At 55.2% G+C, this 18,453-nt stretch carries 14 protein-coding genes and 3 pseudogenes; 9 read left to right on the top strand and 8 right to left on the bottom strand.

Features of this window, described 5'->3' with window-relative positions; genetic code table 11:
* Nucleotides 1-162 precede the first annotated feature (162 nt).
* Nucleotides 163-1,893 carry a diflavin flavoprotein gene (locus IQ273_RS02965; protein ID WP_194021691.1) on the bottom strand — a complete coding sequence of 577 codons (1,731 nt, stop codon included), beginning with the start codon at nucleotides 1,891-1,893 and terminating at the stop codon, nucleotides 163-165.
* 380 nt (nucleotides 1,894-2,273) lie between these two features.
* Between IQ273_RS02965 and IQ273_RS02970 the strand changes: the two genes are divergently transcribed.
* Nucleotides 2,274-2,483, top strand: a complete 210-nt coding sequence (locus tag IQ273_RS02970; RefSeq protein ID WP_194021692.1) for a hypothetical protein — start codon at nucleotides 2,274-2,276, stop codon at nucleotides 2,481-2,483.
* A 187-nt stretch (nucleotides 2,484-2,670) separates the two neighbouring features.
* On the opposite strand, the gene IQ273_RS02975 is transcribed toward IQ273_RS02970, so the two are convergent.
* Nucleotides 2,671-3,294 (bottom strand): TMEM165/GDT1 family protein, encoded by a 624-nt coding sequence (locus IQ273_RS02975; protein ID WP_194021693.1) that lies wholly within the window; start codon nucleotides 3,292-3,294, stop codon nucleotides 2,671-2,673.
* 270 nt (nucleotides 3,295-3,564) lie between these two features.
* Between IQ273_RS02975 and IQ273_RS02980 the strand changes: the two genes are divergently transcribed.
* The gene (locus IQ273_RS02980) at nucleotides 3,565-4,320 is read left to right on the top strand and encodes a cytochrome b/b6 domain-containing protein (protein ID WP_228052259.1); all 756 of its coding nucleotides are present in this window, start codon (nucleotides 3,565-3,567) and stop codon (nucleotides 4,318-4,320) included.
* Nucleotides 4,321-4,590: 270 nt separating this feature from the next.
* Here the strand turns inward: IQ273_RS02980 and IQ273_RS02985 are convergent, their stop codons facing one another.
* The gene (locus tag IQ273_RS02985; RefSeq protein ID WP_194021694.1) at nucleotides 4,591-6,546 is read right to left on the bottom strand and encodes a heavy metal translocating P-type ATPase; all 1,956 of its coding nucleotides are present in this window, start codon (nucleotides 6,544-6,546) and stop codon (nucleotides 4,591-4,593) included.
* 82 nt (nucleotides 6,547-6,628) lie between these two features.
* Between IQ273_RS02985 and IQ273_RS02990 the strand changes: the two genes are divergently transcribed.
* The gene (locus tag IQ273_RS02990) at nucleotides 6,629-7,741 is read left to right on the top strand and encodes a precorrin-8X methylmutase (RefSeq protein ID WP_194021695.1); all 1,113 of its coding nucleotides are present in this window, start codon (nucleotides 6,629-6,631) and stop codon (nucleotides 7,739-7,741) included.
* Between the two features lie 179 nt (nucleotides 7,742-7,920).
* Nucleotides 7,921-8,829 (top strand): cation diffusion facilitator family transporter, encoded by a 909-nt coding sequence (locus IQ273_RS02995; RefSeq protein WP_194021696.1) that lies wholly within the window; start codon nucleotides 7,921-7,923, stop codon nucleotides 8,827-8,829.
* 42 nt (nucleotides 8,830-8,871) lie between these two features.
* Here IQ273_RS02995 and IQ273_RS03000 read toward each other — a convergent pair.
* Both IQ273_RS03000 and IQ273_RS03005 read right to left on the bottom strand, forming a co-directional pair.
* Nucleotides 8,872-9,030 (bottom strand): annotated as a pseudogene (locus IQ273_RS03000) (ArsR family transcriptional regulator); the annotation flags it as partial.
* Nucleotides 9,031-9,095: 65 nt separating this feature from the next.
* On the bottom strand, nucleotides 9,096-9,884 hold the full coding sequence (locus tag IQ273_RS03005; RefSeq protein WP_194021697.1) for a tetratricopeptide repeat protein: 789 nt from the start codon (nucleotides 9,882-9,884) through the stop codon (nucleotides 9,096-9,098).
* A 336-nt stretch (nucleotides 9,885-10,220) separates the two neighbouring features.
* On the opposite strand from IQ273_RS03005, the pseudogene IQ273_RS03010 reads away from it, so the two are divergent.
* A pseudogene (locus IQ273_RS03010) lies at nucleotides 10,221-11,672 on the top strand (N-acetylmuramoyl-L-alanine amidase).
* 41 nt (nucleotides 11,673-11,713) lie between these two features.
* Here the strand turns inward: IQ273_RS03010 and IQ273_RS03015 are convergent.
* The 3 genes and pseudogenes from IQ273_RS03015 to IQ273_RS03025 form a co-directional block, all read right to left on the bottom strand.
* Nucleotides 11,714-11,881 (bottom strand): annotated as a pseudogene (locus IQ273_RS03015) (arsenic resistance protein); the annotation flags it as partial.
* A gap of 182 nt (nucleotides 11,882-12,063) precedes the next feature.
* Nucleotides 12,064-13,317, bottom strand: coding sequence for a relaxase/mobilization nuclease domain-containing protein (locus IQ273_RS03020; protein WP_194021698.1), 1,254 nt, complete (start codon nucleotides 13,315-13,317; stop codon nucleotides 12,064-12,066).
* Nucleotides 13,314-13,640 (bottom strand): plasmid mobilization protein, encoded by a 327-nt coding sequence (locus IQ273_RS03025; RefSeq protein ID WP_194021699.1) that lies wholly within the window; start codon nucleotides 13,638-13,640, stop codon nucleotides 13,314-13,316. Before IQ273_RS03025 ends, IQ273_RS03020 begins: the two co-directional genes overlap by 4 nt.
* Before the next feature lie 565 nt (nucleotides 13,641-14,205).
* Here IQ273_RS03025 and IQ273_RS03030 point away from each other — a divergent pair.
* From IQ273_RS03030 to topA, 4 genes are all read left to right on the top strand, one after another.
* The gene (locus IQ273_RS03030) at nucleotides 14,206-14,784 is read left to right on the top strand and encodes a hypothetical protein (RefSeq protein WP_194021700.1); all 579 of its coding nucleotides are present in this window, start codon (nucleotides 14,206-14,208) and stop codon (nucleotides 14,782-14,784) included.
* The gene (locus IQ273_RS03035) at nucleotides 14,785-15,522 is read left to right on the top strand and encodes a hypothetical protein (protein WP_194021701.1); all 738 of its coding nucleotides are present in this window, start codon (nucleotides 14,785-14,787) and stop codon (nucleotides 15,520-15,522) included.
* Nucleotides 15,470-16,126, top strand: a complete 657-nt coding sequence (locus IQ273_RS03040) for a hypothetical protein (RefSeq protein ID WP_228052261.1) — start codon at nucleotides 15,470-15,472, stop codon at nucleotides 16,124-16,126. Before IQ273_RS03035 ends, IQ273_RS03040 begins: the two co-directional genes overlap by 53 nt.
* Nucleotides 16,127-16,206: 80 nt before the next feature.
* Nucleotides 16,207-18,396 (top strand): type I DNA topoisomerase, encoded by a 2,190-nt coding sequence (gene topA, locus IQ273_RS03045; protein ID WP_194021702.1) that lies wholly within the window; start codon nucleotides 16,207-16,209, stop codon nucleotides 18,394-18,396.
* The last annotated feature ends 57 nt before the right edge of the window (nucleotides 18,397-18,453 follow it).

Below are 18,453 nucleotides of genomic sequence, written 5' to 3' on the forward strand. Positions count from 1 at the left end.
GGGTAGGAGGGTGGATGAGTGGGAGGGTTGATGGGTAGGAGGGTGCAACGGGTTTCATAGGGTGCATTAGGCCGCAGAATCCCTTGGGGAGAGCCGTTAACCTAAGCCTGGCCGTAATGCACCGCCTAAGGATTTCGCCATGCCAAAATCTAAAATCCAAAATCAGTAATGGTTGCTGGCTTTGCGATGGTGCACCGCCGTCAGCCCATCGGGTTTCGCCACCCGCCCGGCCCTGGCGGTGCAGTAGATCACCCAGTGGTCTCCGGCTTCCAGCCGATGGGTGACGGTGCATTCCAGGTAGGCCAAGGCTTCGGCCAAAATGGGGGAACCGTTGGCGGCGGCATAGGTGGCAATGCCCTCAAAGCGATCGCCACCTGGAGGAAAGCGCTTCAGAAAGTGCTTCATCAATCGCTGGTAGTGGCCTTCTTCCAGCACGTTGAGCACAAAGGTGTCGCCCCCGTGCAGCAGCGATTCAATGGCGCGATCTTTGGCGACGGCGATCGCCACACCGGGGGGCTCGATGCTGGCCTGAATTACCCAGGAGGCCAGCATGGCGCTGCTGACGTCGCCCTTGCGGGCGGTCAATATATAGAGGCCGGTGCTGAGGCGGCCCAGGGCTTGATCGAGCCCCGAATCGTGTGATTGGGTTTGTTTTTGGCTGAGATCGCGGTTGACCCACTGGCCCAGGTCGGTGCTCGCCTCTTCGCAGAGTTTGTCGGTGGTCTCGGTAGGGGCGGCCTTGATCAAAATCGGCTCAAAGGCTGGTTTCAGGCCCAGCTCCTGAAAGCGGTTGCGCAGGGGAAAGATCGGTTCATCCTGACCGCCGCCGGTTTCAAACAGCCCGATAGCCTGCTTGGGGTGGGCCGCCGCCAAAATCGTGCTAAGGATCGGCCCCAGGTCACGAGCCGACTGCGGCGGCATGCCTAAAATCAGGCCAGCAGCGCTGGTCACCAGCTCTCGCACGGTAGCAATATCGGTATCGAGCAAATCCACGAGTTCTACGGCGGTGGCAGTTTTGAGCAATCCCTGGCCCAGGGCGTGAGCAATGCGATCGCTAAACCCGTATTCCCCGACATAAAAGATCGCTACGAAGGATTCGGCCTGAGCCTGGGTCTCGCTCCAGATGCGGTAGCGCCCGGTCCAGTCGGCCACATGGTGGCGCAGCAGCGGGCCGTGGCCCGTGGCAATTTGGTTGAGCTCAAAGGGCTCCATCCGCTTCAGCGCCGCCAGTACCGAGCGGGCGTTTGGCCCCATTAAGCAGTCGTAGTAGAGCTGAAAATCGGCCTCCAGCAGTGCGGGTATCTCGTCGTAGAGAGTGTCATCGCAGTAGTGCAGGCCAAACACATCGCAGGTGTACAGCACCTCGGTGCCGCTGTCGTAGGTGAGGATGGTGTCGGGCCAGTGCAGATTGGGGGCCGAGATAAAGGCCAGCTCGTGGCCCAGGCCCAGATCCAGGCGATCGCCGCTCTTCACCACCTGAGCCGCAAAGGGTCGATGAATCTGGTTCTGCAAAAACTGAATCGCCACCTTCGACCCCACCACCGTAATCTGGGGAGCCAGGGCCAATACATCAGCAATCAGCCCACTGTGGTCAGGCTCGGTGTGGTTCACAATCAGGTAGTCGACCTGCCGCAGATCAACCTGTTGCCTCAGCTCACGGAAATAGAGATCTTTAAACTTGGCATGGGCGGTATCGATCAGAGCCGTTTTCTTGCCCTTCAGGAGAAACGAGTTGTAGGTGGTGCCATTGCGCAACTCAAACTCAATATCAAAGCGATCGCGATCCCAATCTAGGCAGCGCAGCACCGTGGAGTCAGCGGCAATCTCCGCCACCTGAACACTCAGCCGACCCTGTACTAGGTTTTTCGAGGGCACATCCGTGAGAGCAACCATGAGTTATCTCTATCCTCATCGAGATTACGATCTGAATGGCTCAATGATTACTCACAGGGCAAGTTTTGTAAAATGTCAATATCAAAACTGTTGCATCAGTTTTTTATATGGCTAAATCTCAATGCATTTATTTTGCAAATGTATTAAGTAATCTCAAGGGCAGGCGGCAACGCTTGCCCTGCCCTGGCTCCTATTGCGATGCAGAGGGGCGGGTTTTGCTGGATCAATGAGACTCCCAACCTTGTCTCACCGCCGGGATGGGTTGACCGGAGGCGCTGTCGAGCACCAGGGTGTTGAGCACGAGGGAGACGTAGCGCTACTGGTCGGCACTCACACCAGGATGCAGCCATCTTGATAGCGGGCGATCGCAACCTCGTTTTTTGCTCCGTCTACTCACCAAGTACGGCGTGCTGTCGGCGGCGGATATAGAGCGGCAGAGTTTGCCCGCTGGCCAGTTTGCCCTGGTGCCCGAAATGCCCCTCACCTGCGAGTATTACGGGCTAATTTTGCCCAACAATGCCCCCCAGTGGCGCAACACGCAAAACCAGTCCAGTTTTTGCGCGAGGCGGCGGCGGTGCAAACTATCCTAGACGAAGATATGCGCGACTTAAACTATTGTCTCAACCGCTAGTAAGCTAAGGCAATTAGTGGTCTATCAGACCTAAGTTTGGTAGCTACTGGATTAGCTACTTAGGATCAAGACGACTGAGGGGCTAACCCAGTAGCTACACAGTTTGGTTGTAGTCACCATCCATACCTCAGCTTCGCTGACTGGCCTTAAACCATTTCCACGGCGGCTACCAGGCCGAAGATAATAAACAACAATCCGCCGCCGGTTGTCAGCCAGCGTTCTGAAATGCGCCCGGCGACGAGTTTGCCACAGGCAACGGCGATCGCAGCACACACCGCATGCCCCAGTGTTGCCCCCAGCACCACCCCCACCGGGTGGTTAGCTGCCGCCAGGGCAATGGTGGCAAACTGAGTGCGATCGCCCCATTCCGCCACAAAGGTCAGGCTAAAGGATTGGATCAGCACGGTTCTAACCGACCATTTACTGACCTCAGCCTCGCTCTCTTCGACGGCCTCTAGGGCCTCGGCCTGCTCATCGGCCAGGCTACCGCCTCCGACCATGCGACTGGCATCGTATAGCAGCTTGAAACCAAATCCTAGAAATAGAGCTACCGTCAGCCCCTGAACGTAATGCTCAGGAACAATGGTGACTACCTGGCCAATCGCTACCGACAAAACCGTCATCACAAACAGCGCGGCGGTAACCCCTACAAACACCAAACGGCGGGGATGGCGGGTGGCCAAAATCATGCCGATAAAAAAGGTTTTATCCCCCAGTTCAGATAGGGTGATGAGTAATAAAGCAGCGGTAAATCCGGTCAGTGGGTGCATGCTCGTCTCCAGGATTGTAGACCTGAGCGGGCATGATGGATACTCAAAAGAACTCCACCAAGCCCACGTCAGTTGTGGACTCAGTGAAGGTCTCGCTTGCGAATGCACGGTGTTAATTCACGGTGCTAATCACCATCTGAACCAGGCTCATCGCCAGTATGTTGACTCAGATGATCGAGCTGCAACGCAGCTCTAAGCTACTCCCCTTCATGACCTTAACCGTATCATGAATGGCAGATTTAATCGTAATCAAAAATACTGATTAAATCTATGAGAAGCAGGCTTTTATTTCATAATTCAATCATTTTTGAGCTAATCCCGTTTCATTTTCTATTCATTTTCTCTTGTTTGCCATGGAGGTATTTCCTGGCGTATGATATTCTCCGGCAGGCAAAATACTTTATATTTTCGAATAAAATGCCCAAATCAATCCCCTATCAGCCTTTAATTTTGAGGCTTTTGCACAGCATTGCTGGCTTACTGGCGATTGGTGCTTTGCTCACCGGCTTTCTAGTTTACAACACCTATGACGGTCGGTTTGGCTCTATTCCTTTACCTTCGCTGCCAGATATTCAAGGCATTCATGGTACGTTTGGTCTTTTCTTTTTGCTAATATTCCCCGCTCTTGCTATTTATAGTTTTCATTGGGGATATCGACGATTATTGTTTCCTGACTTTTGGGTGCGGCTCACGCATCAAGTAGGTAAACCCGGTTGGTGGGTCAATCTTCAGCGACTTTTAAACACCGCCATGCTCTTAGCTAGCACATTAGCTGTAGTTACCGGCAGAATGATGCAAGAGGCATGGTTGCCCGCTGGCGAGCTATATCATGTTTGGTACCGACTGCATTTGACAGCTTGGCTGGTGCTATTGCTAACGCTGTTGGGCCACATTGCCATGAGTCTTAAGGTCGGCGGGATGCCTTTGCTGCTGTCAATGGCTCAGACAAGATACCGACCTGAAGAGTCGCCATTGCTGTGGATAGGCTATCTACAAGAAAAACTCCGCGAGCGATTTGGGCGCTAGGTCTCAATTAAGAATTCTCGAAGAACCTGTATTTATGAAACGAACAAACGTTCCACTAAAGGCTGTTGAGTTAGTAGTAATTAGCGGCATTTTTGCTGCATTTTTTTTGCCGTTGTTTGCCTATTTAGCCAAACTGTAGCAACTGCCCAATAGCTACGCAGTTGCTACAGTTTGGCGATCGCAACTATTCACAATATTCAGCCAGCTATAGCTCAGCGGCGCAGGCTAAGAGCTAATTTCTAAACGAAATCTTAAAGCTTGCTTCCTTGCTTAGCGTCTCAACAGGCGCAGACCACTGAGGGTGACGATAACAGTAGATCCTTCATGTCCCAACACGCCTATTGGCAAGGTGATGTGCCCGCTCAAGGTACCGATGATTAGTACCCCAATCAGCCCCAGGGCAAAGACGATATTTTGTCGCACGATCGCCCGTGCCCGCCGCCCTAGGCCAATAGCGTGTTCTAGTTTTTCCAGGCGATCGGCCATGAGCACAACATCGGCGGTTTCTAAGGCCACATCGCTGCCCGCAGCGCCCATGGCAATGCCGACTGTGGCCAGAGCCAGGGCGGGGGCATCGTTAATGCCATCGCCGACCATCGCCACGCTGCCATACTGCTGCTGCAATTGCCGTAGAATCGTGACCTTATCGTCAGGCATTAAATCAGCATGCACCTGATCTATCCCCAGTTGTTGAGCCATACTTTGAGCCGTACGGGCATTGTCACCCGTTAGCATCACCACTTGCTCAATGCCCAGCTGCTTGAGGCGGGCGATCGCCCTTGCCGCCTCTGGACGCACTCGGTCGGCCACCGCAATCAAGCCCAGCACTGTACCGCCGTGGGCTACCCAGACCACTGTTTTGCCCTCTGCCTCCCACTGCTGGCTTTGCTTCGTTAGACGCGGGGCAACGGCCTGCCCACGAGCTTGAACCTGGGCACTAACAAAGGCTGCTTTACCTACCACCGCAGACTGCCCAGCCACCTCTCCTGTGATGCCCTGACCTATCTGAGCCTGACCGTTAACCGCCGCTTGCCAGGTCAGGGCTCGGCGCTGCGCCGCTTGCACAATCGCCGCACCAATGGGATGCTCCGATAGGCTCTCCAGGGCGGCGGCCACAGTGAGCAGCTGATCCGGGTCGTCAGCCAGCACATTCACCACGTCGAGCTGGCCAGTCGTGAGGGTGCCGGTTTTGTCAAAGGCGATCGCTCTGATTTGACCCATCTGCTCCAGCTGCGCCCCATTTTTGAATAAAATGCCCTGTCGCGCCCCGTTAGCAATACCAGAGAGCAGGGTCGGCATGATTGAGGCCATCAGCGCACAGGGAGAAGCCACGACCAAAAACACCAGGGCGCGGTAAATTGTTTCCTCCCAGCTCCAGCCCAGCAGCAGGGGTGGCAGCGTGGCTAGCAAAACGCCCACCAGCACAATTACTTGGGCGTAGCGGCGCTCAAAGCGCTGCATAAATTTTTGGGAGGGAGGCGCTTCGGTTTGGGCCTGCTGCACCAGGCGAATCACCCGTTGAATTAAGCTGCTCTCCGGCAGCTGGTGGAGTGTTAGGCGCAGCGCGCCGTAGCCGTTGAGGGTGCCCGCCAAGACCTCGTCGCCCACGGTTTTCTCAACCGGAATAGATTCTCCCGTAATCGACGCCTGGTTTACCGTGCTGAAACCTTCGGTCACGATCCCATCGGTGGGCACCAGCTCCCCCGGCTTGACCAAAACCTGATCGCCGACTTGCAGCGCTGAGATTGGCATGACCTGCTCGTGCCCCTGGCGGAGCACCGTTGCTGTGTCAGCCGTCAGGCTCATTAACCCTTGAATATTTCGCTCCGTTCGTCCCATGGCATAGCCTTCTAGGGCACCACTAATCGCAAAAATTAGAATCAGGACGGCCCCATCGACAATCAAGTTGTACTCTTGCTGCCACAAGCCCAAGCTGGCGGCTCCTAGGGCGGCGATAATCATCAGCAGGTCTACATCCAGCTCTTTTTCCTGCACCAGCGTTGTCAAGCCCTCACGGGCGCTCTCAAATCCACCAATGACATAGGCCGCCACTAGAAACAGCAGGGCACCCCCCACCCAGCCCAGGGCCAGGGTTTGCCAGCCCAACCCGACTAAAACCGCGCAGGCGATCGCCGCCCCCGCTTCGGGGTGCTCGTTGAAAAAACCTTTGCACAGGTCGCCGAATCGAGACTTCGACAGCGCATGCAACGGGGCAGTAGACACCATGGGCCAACCTGAGACATCTTTACTCTGCCAGGCTAAACCTTGACATTAGTGTCAATGTCAAGGTTTAGCGTAAGCTAAGCCTATGACGACCGAATTTCTGACCATTAAAGAACTCACTGATGCGGTAGGCGGAGGCGTCACCCCCCGCATGGTGCGGCACTATCACAATCTGGGGTTGCTACCGCCCGTTCCTCGCTCAGAGAGCAACTACCGACTCTATACCCAGCGGGACATACAGCGCTTACAGCGGGTGGTGGCGCTGAAGCAGCAGGGCTTTCAGCTCTCTCATATTGGGCAAATTCTAGAGAGTGACTCTGAAGCAACCGCAGACGCAAGCCTAATGACCCAGCTACAGCAACAGTATCAGGCTGTAATGCAGCAGATTGCCCGCCTGCGCCATACTGCTTCGGCTTTGGAGGGGCTGCTGGGGCGCGATCTAGATTGTCAACGCACCCAGGCTCAAGCTCTGGCTCAGCTCAGGCAGCTTGATGTAGAAACCCAGGTGGGTCTAAGCCAGATCGATCAGCTCTGGGCCAGCCTTGATGCCGAAACCACCGCCCACCCCGAAGCCTTTCAAGAATCGCTTCAGCGCCTGCTGCCCAACCTCTTGCACTACTCTGAAATTACCCAGCACTTGATCCAACAACTGGTGCTGGCCTGCGGCGATGTGAGCTTAGTTGACCTCATACGAATCAGTGCAGCTGCGATCGCAGCTGCACGCACCGCTCTCAGCAGCGGGTGTGAAATCATCACTGATGTGTCTGTTGTAGCCACGGCGATTGACCAAACTCGGCTAGCCGCTTTGAGCTGTCCGGTTACAACCTTGATTGACGATCCTCACATTACCGCTGCCAACGAGGCTGAACAGGCTTTTTGGCTCCACAAACGGTGGCAACAACCATTACATCACTGTTCACCGGGTAGTGTGCTGGTGATTGGATATGCCCCTTCAGTGCTGCTCACCGTCTGTCAGTTAATAGAGCAACAGCGTTTTCAACCCGCTCTGGTGATTGGTATGCCCATTGGCTTTAATCATGCCCCTGCTGCCAAGCGGCGACTGATGGCCACATCTATTCCTTACATTACGATTCAAGGGAGTCTTGGAGGCGGGCTGTTGGCTGCCGTGACTTTGAACGCCTTAATCGAAACACTGCTTGAGAAGCCAGATTGCCACTGCTATCTGACTCGGCCCTAAAAGCTATCGATCGCCCCAGGCAAAGATACTTTGTTTAGTTTTAGCAGTTATGCCTGGAGCGTCTACAACAGATAAAGGGCGATATGACAGACCCTGATCGTTACTCCTGCGTAAACGCGTTTAACTGCTGTAGGCTTACGCAGTAGGACTTGGTCTCTCTGCTGTATTCAAGATTTACCATGGGAAACCGCTCGGCTCGGTTTTACACGCTGCTCTCGATTGGGGCCGCTGTTTTAACGATTTTGCTGAAAGCAACGGCCTACCGGTTGACGGGTTCGGTGGGGCTACTGTCTGATGCTGCCGAATCGGTAGTAAACCTGGTGGCTGCGATCGTCGCAACTTGGGCCGTAACGTTTGCGGCTAAACCGCCCGATGACGAGCATGCCTTTGGGCATTTCAAGGCGGAATATTTTTCTAGCGGTGTCGAGAGCGTGTTGATTTTGGTGGCGGCGGGCAGTATTGCCTTTGCCGCCTGGGGTCGTCTGTTTGCCCCCCAACCCCTAGAGCAGGTGGGCATTGGCTTAGTCTTATCGCTGGTGGCAACGGCGATCAATGGGGCACTGGCTTTCGTTATGCTGCGGGCCAGTCGGCGGTTGCGCTCCATTACCCTGCGGGCAGATGCACATCATCTGCTAACCGATGTCTGGACATCGGTAGGGGTAGGCGTGGGGATCATTCTGATTCCCATTACGGGCTGGCTAATTCTTGACCCGATTATTGCTCTAGTTGTCGCGGCAAATATTGTTTTGGCGGGGCTGAGATTACTGCGCGAAACGGGGATGGGCCTGTTAGACACGGCCTTACCGGCTGAGGAGCGCCAAATTGTTGCCGATACGTTGCAGCCTTTTGAGGCCGAGGGGACCCGGTTTCATGCTTTAAGAACTCGGGTGGCCGGTGCCCGGCGGTTTGTCTCGCTACATGTGTTGGTGCCAGGTAGTTGGACAGTTAAGCAAGGGCATGACCTCTGTGAAGCAATTGAGCTGGCGATCGCCCAATCACTACCCGGCACATTTGTGTTTACCCATTTAGAACCTTTAGAAGATCCGGCATCTTGGGCCGACCAAGCTTTAGAACGCCCGCTACTTTGAGCCTGATTGAGGCTTGACCACCCTCGTTAGGGGCCAATGGCGTTACTCATCCAGGTGTTTGGCCACTTCTCGGTAGAGGGACATAATGTGGTCGTCGGCCAGGCCATAGTAGACGTTGCGACCCTGGCGACGGTAGGTAACTAGACGCTGCGATCGCAGCACCCGCACCTGGTGCAACACCGCCGATTCACCCATCTTCACTTTTCTCTAAGATACTGAGAATCGTTACCACTGAACATCTGTTCAGTGGATTGAGAGCATTAGCCTCACGGGGTTTGCTCGCTCCCATGCTGCACCTGCTGCATGAAGTACAGGGTTTGCTGATAGCCTTGGCGATCGCCCTGGGCCTGAAACAGCGCCGCCGCCTGGCGCAAATCGGCCATGGCAGCTTGAGGGTCACCGAGCTGGTACTGCAAGATACCGCGATTGCCGTAGGCTTCAGCTAACTCAGGATTGAGGCGAAGCGCGGTATTGAAGTCTGAGAGGGCGGCTGCGGCATTGCCCAGTTCGGTATAGATTTTGCCCCGGTTATAGTGGGCATCGGCATTGTCTGGGGCCAGGGCAATCGCAGCATCTAGGTCGCTGAGGGCCTGGGGTAAGTTGCCGGTGGAAGCCAAGACAAGGCCGCGATCTAGATAGGGCTGGACAACATCAGGGGCTAGCTCAATGGTCTGGGTCAGATCGGCGATCGCCGCCTCGGCATTGGTCATATGAGCGTAGGCCTCTCCCCGGTTGTACAGGGTTTCTGGATGGTCGGGGCGAAGCTGAAGCGCTCTGGAGAAGTCAGCAATGGCGAGCTGATAATCGCCCAGGTCGTGGTAGGCAATGCCGCGATGGAAATAGGCCTCAGCACTGGTGGCATCGGCTTGAATGGCCTGGCTGTAGGTTGCGATCGCCGCCTCTAGTTGCCCCTGCTCTGCCTGCTGTCGGCCTTGAATGAGAAGATTGACGGCAGCTTGCTCCACCGCGTGGGCAGGCCGCATCCCCACTGCACTTCCAGGAGCTACCACAAGGGCCATTCCTAGAGCTACTGCTAACATTCTTTGGGTTTGCATGGCTTTTCTCCTACCCGCACGACTGAGCTATGGGTCTTAACCGCGAGTCTGTACCGTAAGGCCCAGGCAACACTCCAAACCAGCGTCTTGTGACGCTTTACAAGCTGAACTAACCCCAATGAATCCGAGATTTTGGCGTTTCTGAGGCGAGCCTTTACGCTTGGGGCAGAACCTGCTCCCCTCCAGTGTAACGACCGTTTTGAGGATAAGATTTTCTTTGAAACAAGATGAAAGGGGCGATCTTGATGCCATAAAATCAGGCAAAATCAAAGGCTGACTCAGCACACTGTGAGATGCTGCATGAAACAATATCGACCGCTGGTGAGTCTAATCGGCATGGTAGGTGGGTTACTGCTGGCGCTTCCAGTCGAAGCGGCTCAGTTTAGGACTTGGCACTTTGACCCTCAGCAAAACCGGCTGGAGTTTTCGACCGATGCCGCCGTGCAGCCCAGAGCGCAGCTTCTTTTTAACCCCACTCGCATTGTGGTGGACTTGTCCGGCACCACCCTAGAGCAGCGGACAATTAACCAGACCGTTGGCGGCGCTGTTCAAGCTATTCGCATCGGGCAGTTTGATGCCCAAACGACCCGGCTGATGATTGAGCTAGCCCCTGGCTACACCCTCAACCCAGACCAAGTTGTGGTACGAGGGGAAACGCCGCAGCAGTGGGTGGTGCAACTGCCCCCACCCCAGGGTGGAGCGTCCCCTCAAGCCAACCCCAGCCAAGTCAATGCCACCCCAGTCGCTGGAGCCGCTACCCAGGTCGAAGGGGTGCGCACCACCCCTGACGGCTTTTTTATCCGCACATCCGGGGCAAGCCCAATGATGACGATCGTGCGCAGCAGTGGCACTCAGGTAGTACTTCAGCTCGAAAATGCTGCCGTAGCAGCGGCCCTAACCGGCCAAACCCTCCCCGCCAATGAGTTTGGGGTCACCGCCTGGAGTATTCAGCCGGTGAGTGCGGCAGTACCGACCCTGCAAATTACCCTCACGGTGCCCGCCAACAGCGCCGACTGGCAAGCCTCGGTCAGCAACGGCAGCGGCATTATAATTTTGCCGCCCAGGGGAATCGCCATCGCTGCCGTTCCAGCCAGCTCAGTCGCGGCACCGGCCCAGGCACCCGCAGCAGCGTCGCCCCCTATTGCTGTACAGCCGCTGCCTCAAGATCCAGTGGTGCCACTCCAGCTTGAGCCCGCGATACCGGCTATCCCAGCGGTGCCGCCGCCGAGTAGCGGCATTCCCAAACAGGCCATCACGATTGTGATTGACCCAGGCCATGGTGGGGGCGATCCGGGGGCGATCGGCGTGGGCGGCCTGCGCGAAAAGGATGTGGTCTCTGCGATCGCCTATGAAGTCGCCAGAATTTTAGAATAGAGCGGTGCTCAGGTGATTCTGACCCGCTCCGATGATCGGGAGATTGGCCTAGAGCCTCGGGTGCAAATTGCCGAGCAGGCCAATGCTGATCTCTTTGTTAGCATTCACGCCAACTCCATCAGCCTGAGTAGGCCCGAGGTAAACGGGCTTGAGACCTACTACCACAGTTCAGGGAATCGTCTTGCCCAGGTGATTCATCAATCAATCTTGAGTCTGGTGACCATACCCGATCGCGGGGTACGCCAGGCTCGTTTTCACGTCCTCGTAAACACCTCTATGCCATCGGTTCTGGTCGAGACCGGGTTTGTCACCGGGGCTCAAGATGCCCGTAATTTCAACGACCCAGCCTGGTGCAGCCGTATGGCTCAGGGCATTGCCGCAGGCATTTTGCAGTACGCCCAGCGATCGCTCTAGCTCTCAAATCTCCCTGTGGTGAGGCGAACCAGCGCCTAGGCAAATAGGGCCAAATCAACGGGCAATAGCAGCATCTGCAAGACAAAATTCAGCGTTAGTAGCGCCGTTGCGAAGCTGACATTGCCCTTGGCAATGCCGGTAAACACCAGATACCAATCGTTACAGGGGGGCACCATCAACATCAGCAGGTCCACCTGCAAATCGTCGGATCTCCCAACTTTGGGCCGGGGGCATCAATAACTGATCTAGAGTACCGATGTCTTTTTCGCGAATCACCGTAGTAGATGACATCAGCGACCCGGTTGAGGTTTAGCGCTACCCCAATCACCCCCGACACAAAAAACCAGCCGCTGGAACAGCCTCGGATTGTAGAAAACCCGCACTGTGACGTTTAGGGGGTTAAGGCAGTTTGACCTGCCCTTAAACGCATCGTCTCATGCAGATGAATTGGGGCAACTGCTGCTAGGATTCGCTGCATATCCTGAAAGGCCAATAGATCCCGTTCCTGAATCCCTGATGCTGCTGTAATCCGGATCGAGTCTGCCTCAAGTTGTCCATCAATCTTGAGTGGCCTGGCTCCCAAAGACTTCAGCGAGAACTCGTGGGACATTAGATTGTAGTCAGACGCATAGCGCTTCCCTGATAGCCGCCAGCCCCCTGGGGTTACTTCTTGCGTGGCTCCAGCCTGATGGTTGAGGGCAAAAATCTGCATCGCGATCGGTAAAATATAGCGGGCCAAATCAAGTTGCCCCATGGAGCTTTCTTGCGCCTGAGGTAATACTGGGCCGTGGTCTTGGGACTGTCTCAGCAACTGCCTGCACTGCTGGGCCGTCAGCAGATTCACCCGTCGGAGCAGTTCATCTTGTTCGGGGGCATGGTCTACCCCCAGATGCCGTTGTAATCCTTTGAACGAATAGGCTGCTCCTAGCTTGTAACCTGGAAAAGCCATTCCGTCTAAGCCATAGCTAATGCCATCGATCTGGCCGTCGCGGGCATAGAGCCGCACAGAGATATCCTCCGCCTTCAACCGGGTTACCAACATCAGCATCGAGGGCTGGTCTGCGGTGTGCTGCTGGAGCGACCGCCACAGCTTCTCCTTCGTCAGTTCCCCGCCGGTACGTTCCTTCAGCCGGTATTCTCCTGTGGTCAGGTTGTAGCGGTCGGGCTTAGCCCGAACCTTCGTCTGCTCTAGGTCAAAGGCTTCCTCCAGTTCCCGCTCTAGATGCTTCAGTCGAATTTTGATAAACGCATCATTGACCCACCGGGCACCCATATCGACGGCACTGGTGACAATATGCCAATGCTGCACCTGATGTCGCGCCTGACGATCGTGGTGCTCCACCACAAAATACTGGCAGTTTTGATGTCCAGTCCTTTCCAGCACGGCGTTGGAAATGGCGCTGATCTCCTCTGGGCTCTTATGCTCCTGGGGCGACAAGCTCACCGAGTAATGCACCATCGTCTTTTTTACCCGAGGGTTGTAGTCATGGACAAAGCGGAATTCCTCCGCCAGTTCCTCAGCATTTAGCCCCACCATGTTAGTTGCCAGGATGGGCTCAGCTTGTGCTTGCTCCTGTTTCTCAGGGGATAGGACATAGCTCGTTAGCCCGTAAGGGTTGGAACCTTTGGAATAGTTGATGTTCATGATTTTGGTAATACCTTTTCGATAGCGTCACCTAGTCTTCTCAGCGCAATCTCTCGCCGCACCTCCCAAATGAGTTCCAGGACATCTTCAAGCTGATGACCTTGCCCCTTGCTCTTGAGGGCTTCTGTGAGTTCTGCGAGCTGTTGAAACAGGCTCAGGTTAATGAGCGGCCCCTCTACCTGCCGCCGCCGCTTCAGGCCGCAGTCCAGCAGATAGGTGCTCATGCTGGTTCCGGCCCCGACCGCATACTGCCGGATCTGAGCCTTCTGTTCGGGGGTGCATTGCACCTCAATGGTTTCTGTTCGTTTTGTGGTTTTTGGCATGGCTAAAACTCCAGGAAATGGCCACAGCTTGCTGTCCTCCCAGCCCTCCTCCCACCGATAACGTCCGGGTCTACCCCAGCGACAATTCCGAGAACTACTCCAGCGACAACTTTAGGGACTACCCCACCGATAAAGGCGAGACATACTCCAGGAACTACTCTGAGATCTATTCCAAGAACTACCCTGGAGGTTACTTTGAGCATTATCCAGATGTAACTTCGAAGACGATACTGAGATAAAAGCCCCTACTGGAACCCGGGAAATTTATCCATTGAGGAGCAGGAAAAAGTTAACGCTGAGACGCACTGCAAGCTAAGGCTTTGAAAAAGATAGGAGACGTTCTAGAAAAGGCCTCAAGCTGAGATTCATTGAGAAAACAGCTCGATGGACTATCCGTTAATCCAACCCTTTCAAAAAGCCTCCATAAATTTCAGTGTACGCATCCGGGAGATTTTGTCACTACCTTTTTCAAAATCATCTCAACATTGCCATAAAGTTTTCCTATAACTGCCACAAAATTCTCTGGGCTATCCCCCATGATGAAATCACTGCATGGACAAGTACGGTGGCTCTTAAGTTCAATAAGCAATCGCTCCAAGACTTCCATGAGCGTCTGAGTTCAGTCGATGCCAGTTGGCAAGACGATTTCACCTTGAAGGAAATGGTCAAAAAGTCGCTGAAGCCCATTAGCAAAGCCAGACGCTACAAGGTGAGTTGGGAAAAGATTGCGCTGATGCTCCAAGAAGTCACAGGCGGAGAACTCGACATTAGTGCTGCGAGTGTTCGGCAATACTATTTTGAGTTAACGGATAAATCAGCTAAGAAGGAGAAGACTAATAAACCAAAACCTAAGTCATTTAAACAAGATAGGAAGACCCCTGAAACCCGAGTCAACCAATCTGGAGAACAATCAGATCATTCAGGAATAGACTCTTCAATCACTGCCGATAAATCTAATGATTCACCACAAAACCAACCTTCTGAAGAACAGCCAGAAGCTGATGAAATGTCTCAGGAGATCTCGACTAATGATGCCGTAAACCCTAGCGATAATCTTCCCGCCAGTCCTCAGAAAGAATTGGGTACATCCCAGCGTAAACCCCCATCCGAAATTCAATCCTCATTCAACTTAAGGAGACCGTAAATGGCCTGTATCCATCTCGTCGATGGCGATAAGGGCGGTGTCGGCAAAAGCTTTGTCTGCAGCACCCTGATCCAATACTTCCTCGATCGCAACATCGACTTCATCCCCGTCGAAGCAGACCGCTATAACCCCGATGTCGCCAACCGCTATGGCGATCTGACCTTCCAGTTCGCCATCTTCAGCGATGACGAACGCCAAACCCAAGCCGATCAGCTCCGTGACCTGGCCGTGAAGCAACCGCTGATTATCTCGTTGCCGTCCCAGGTCGGTCAGCCCCTGAATGACTGGCTTGAGATGGCCTGCTTTGATGCTGCCGAAAACGGGGTCAGCTTTGTGCGCTGGTTTATCACCAGCGGCACCTTTGAATCGCTCAATCTGTTTCAAATCGCCCTGGAGCGCCACGGCGGCAACTTTCCCCATGTGCTGGTCAAAAACTGGGGGGTCAGCGATGACTGGAGCGAGCTGGCGTCACTGAGCGATCTCAACAAGCTGATGAAGCGCCACAAGGTGCAGGTCATCGACTTTCCCCGCCTGCCCTGGCAGGAAACCAACCTGATTCAAAAGAAAAACTGGACGTTTGCTGAGGCCAGAGCCGCCGCTGACTTGCCTTCCATGAGCCGCACCAAGGTCAAACGCTTCCTCAAGGAGGCCTACACCGCCTTTGAATCCGCAGGACAAATCCCCGATGCCGCAACCCCACAACCAGCCCCAAAAACACCACCCGTCAAAACTCGATGAGGCCAGTGATGCCCTGATGCACCTGGCAGCCCAGATGGGCATTGACCCATCCGATCCACTGGTGCTCGTTGCCCGAGGTAATGCCCGATTAGAGGAGAAAGTAGAGCAATGGACGCAGACGAATTTACAGCTGCTGGAGCTGCTGAGCCAGCAGGTGGAGGAACAGCAGCGCTCAGCCCAGCACTACAGCAGGCTCATTCACTACTTGAACGGATTCGACGGGCAACTGCTGGGCTTGCAGCAGCAAATCGAGACAGCGCTGTCTTCCTTGAGCAGATGGGCTCCCGACACCCCGATTGGGACGGAGCTGGCTCAGATCAAGCAGGCTACGACAGCTATTCAGCAGACTACCCAAGCCTTAGGGACAACACTGAAGAGCTTATCGACTGGGGATTCCAGGCTCCAGCCGCCCAACTTGAGCCCGTCAAAAAGCCTCCCGAGGTGGAGCTTTAGGGCTGGCGCAATGGGTGGGCTAGCGATCGCGCTGGTAGCCCTCAGCCTCTGGCAGTTCAACGAAGTCGAGTTCATCAAGCAGCGAGTGACCTGGTCGCAGATCAAGCTGCAGCGGATTGAACACCTGATGGGTATCGATTCGAGGGGATAAGCGTTTCGCATTGAGACGCGGCTGAAGTCTTTTGAAAGTTCAAGTGTACTATTTAGGTTGAAGGCAACGATGAGGTGACTATGCCAAACTTGCTGCTAATTGAAAGCCCCGGCAAAGTGAAGAAGCTGGGGCAAATCCTGGGGTCAGGCTGGGTGATCAAGGCCAGTATGGGCCATGTGCGCGAACTCGCTAACGATGGTGACGATGCTCTGGGCTTTGACTTGGGGGCAGGCTCCATCGACTGTCGCTACCAGCCCCGAGATGACCGTGCCAAAAAGGTGCTCGCCGAACTCCGGCAGGCGGTCAAAGCCGCCGACCGGGTCTACATCGCCACCGACCCCGATCGCGAAGGCGAAACCATTGGCTGGCATCTGCAGCAGGCGCTGAATCTCCGCAATCCTCAGCGGGTGGTCTACAGCGAGATTACGCCCCAGGCGGTGAGGGCGGCGATCGCCCATCCCCGTACCCTCAACCAAGACCTCGTCGCCGCCGGACGCGCTCGGGATTGCCTTGATAAACTGGTGGGCTATACCGGTAGTCGCCATGTGGTTTGGCCCCTGAACAATGGCGCAAAATCTATGGGGCGAGTCCAGAGCGCGACGCTGCACCTGCTTTGTGTAAGGGAGCGAGAGATTCAAGCTTTTACGCCCCAGGATTATTGGAGCGTTTGGGTTATCTACGGAGAAGGGTTCAAGGCCTTTTACCGCAGTAGTCCCAAGCTCCAGCGAAAGGCTGCGGGCAAAGATGCCGAAGACAAAGGGGCGGACAAAGAATCGGAGCGGGTGACCTCCCAGGAGCGGGCGGATGAACTGGTGGCGATCGCCCAAACTCACTCCCACCAAGTTCTGCATATCGAAGGCAAACAGACTACCCAATCGCCTCCGGCCCCGTTCATTACCTCGACCTTGCAGCAGTCCGCTGGCTCCAAACTCCATTTCAGCCCTGAGCACACCATGAAGGTGGCCCAATCGCTCTACGAAAAGGGCCACATCACCTACATGCGCACCGATTCGGTGATTCTTTCCGCGCCCTTTTGTGAATCGGTGCGTCAGTACCTCCAGCTGCACGATTCCACCAACGTGCCGCGTAAAACCACCCAGCACCGGGCCATCAAGGGATCTCAAGAGGCCCACGAAGCGATTCGCCCCACGGAGGTCAATCACCTCCCCCAGCAGCTTCAGGGAGAACTCTCCTCCGACCAAGCCAGGCTCTATGAGCTGATCTGGAATCGGGCGGTGGCCTCGCAATGTGCCCCAGCCCGCCTGCGCAAAACGCGCATCGTCACCCAGTCCGGCGACGCCTACTGGGAAGCGCGAGGCCAGGTGCTGGAATTTGCCGGGTACACCCGCTACTGGAATAACCTCAGTGCAGATTCGGTGTTGCCTGCCCTGAGCCAGGGGCAAGGACTCCAACTTGACCAGGCCCAGGCGGATGCCAAGCAGACTCAGCCGCCGCCCCGCTACAGCGAACCCAAGCTGGTGAAGGTGATGGAGCAAAAGGGGATTGGTCGCCCCAGCACCTATGCGCCGACCATCAAAACCCTGCGGCAGCGAGAATACGTGGGCCTGCTTCAGGGCAAGCTCCAGCCGACGGCATTGGGACTGGAGCTGGATGGAGCGTTGGAGAAGCTACTGCCGGATTTGATTCAGCCGGAGTTTACGGCGCAGATGGAGACGGCCTTGGATGCGATCGCAACGGGAGAACAAGACTGGCAGGCCTACCTGATTGGTTGGAATCGGGGATATTTTGCGCCTGCGATCGCCCAAGCCAAATCCCAACTTCTCTCCCTCTCGACCTTCGCCGAGCATTCCCCGACATCGGGAGCAATGCCTGCTGAGCGATCGCCAGCCCCCACGACTAAACCCACCAACGGACAACCAACCAAAACCAAGTGCCCCACCTGCGGCGAGGCAATGGCCAAAGTCCCCTCCCGTTCCAAGAAGATGAAAGCCAAGCACTTCCTCAAATGCTCCGGCGCGGCCTGCGGTACGGTGATGTTTTGGAATGCCAAGGCCAAACGCTACGAACTGCCCCAGGCCCAGCGCCAGGCTACCAATTCAGAATTGTTTACCGATCATCCCTGCCCCGTGTGCGGTGCCCTACTAGAGCGCTATACCTACACCAAAGATGGGCAAGACAAAGTCATGCTGCGCTGTTCTCTGGTTGAACATCGTCGCGGCAAATGCAAGGAGGTTGCCTTTTTTCAAAGTCGTGGGGAGTTTTGGTCACCTGAATTTGGCACGCTGAAGCTGCCAGAGCCCCAAGTTTAGGTATGGACAGACGCAGCAAGATCAATCAAATGCTGGACAGTGTTCCAGCGATCTGCC

It is taken from the genome of Nodosilinea sp. LEGE 07298 (genome assembly GCF_015207265.1).
Taxonomy (GTDB): Bacteria; Cyanobacteriota; Cyanobacteriia; order Phormidesmidales; family Phormidesmidaceae; genus Nodosilinea.

What these genes read in the sequence shown, in the direction of transcription:
- IQ273_RS02980 (WP_228052259.1), top strand. Translation starts at nt 3,565, where the DNA reads ATGAGAAGCAGGCTTTTATTTCATAATTCAATCATTTTTGAGCTAATC.
- IQ273_RS02985 (WP_194021694.1), bottom strand. Translation starts at nt 6,546, where the DNA reads ATGGTGTCTACTGCCCCGTTGCATGCGCTGTCGAAGTCTCGATTCGGC.
- IQ273_RS03035 (WP_194021701.1), top strand. Translation starts at nt 14,785, where the DNA reads ATGGCCTGTATCCATCTCGTCGATGGCGATAAGGGCGGTGTCGGCAAA.
- topA (WP_194021702.1), top strand. Translation starts at nt 16,207, where the DNA reads ATGCCAAACTTGCTGCTAATTGAAAGCCCCGGCAAAGTGAAGAAGCTG.
- IQ273_RS03005 (WP_194021697.1), bottom strand. Translation starts at nt 9,884, where the DNA reads ATGCAAACCCAAAGAATGTTAGCAGTAGCTCTAGGAATGGCCCTTGTG.
- IQ273_RS02995 (WP_194021696.1), top strand. Translation starts at nt 7,921, where the DNA reads ATGGGAAACCGCTCGGCTCGGTTTTACACGCTGCTCTCGATTGGGGCC.
- IQ273_RS03040 (WP_228052261.1), top strand. Translation starts at nt 15,470, where the DNA reads ATGCCGCAACCCCACAACCAGCCCCAAAAACACCACCCGTCAAAACTC.
- IQ273_RS02965 (WP_194021691.1), bottom strand. Translation starts at nt 1,893, where the DNA reads ATGGTTGCTCTCACGGATGTGCCCTCGAAAAACCTAGTACAGGGTCGG.
- IQ273_RS03020 (WP_194021698.1), bottom strand. Translation starts at nt 13,317, where the DNA reads ATGAACATCAACTATTCCAAAGGTTCCAACCCTTACGGGCTAACGAGC.
- IQ273_RS02990 (WP_194021695.1), top strand. Translation starts at nt 6,629, where the DNA reads ATGACGACCGAATTTCTGACCATTAAAGAACTCACTGATGCGGTAGGC.
- IQ273_RS03025 (WP_194021699.1), bottom strand. Translation starts at nt 13,640, where the DNA reads ATGCCAAAAACCACAAAACGAACAGAAACCATTGAGGTGCAATGCACC.
- IQ273_RS02975 (WP_194021693.1), bottom strand. Translation starts at nt 3,294, where the DNA reads ATGCACCCACTGACCGGATTTACCGCTGCTTTATTACTCATCACCCTA.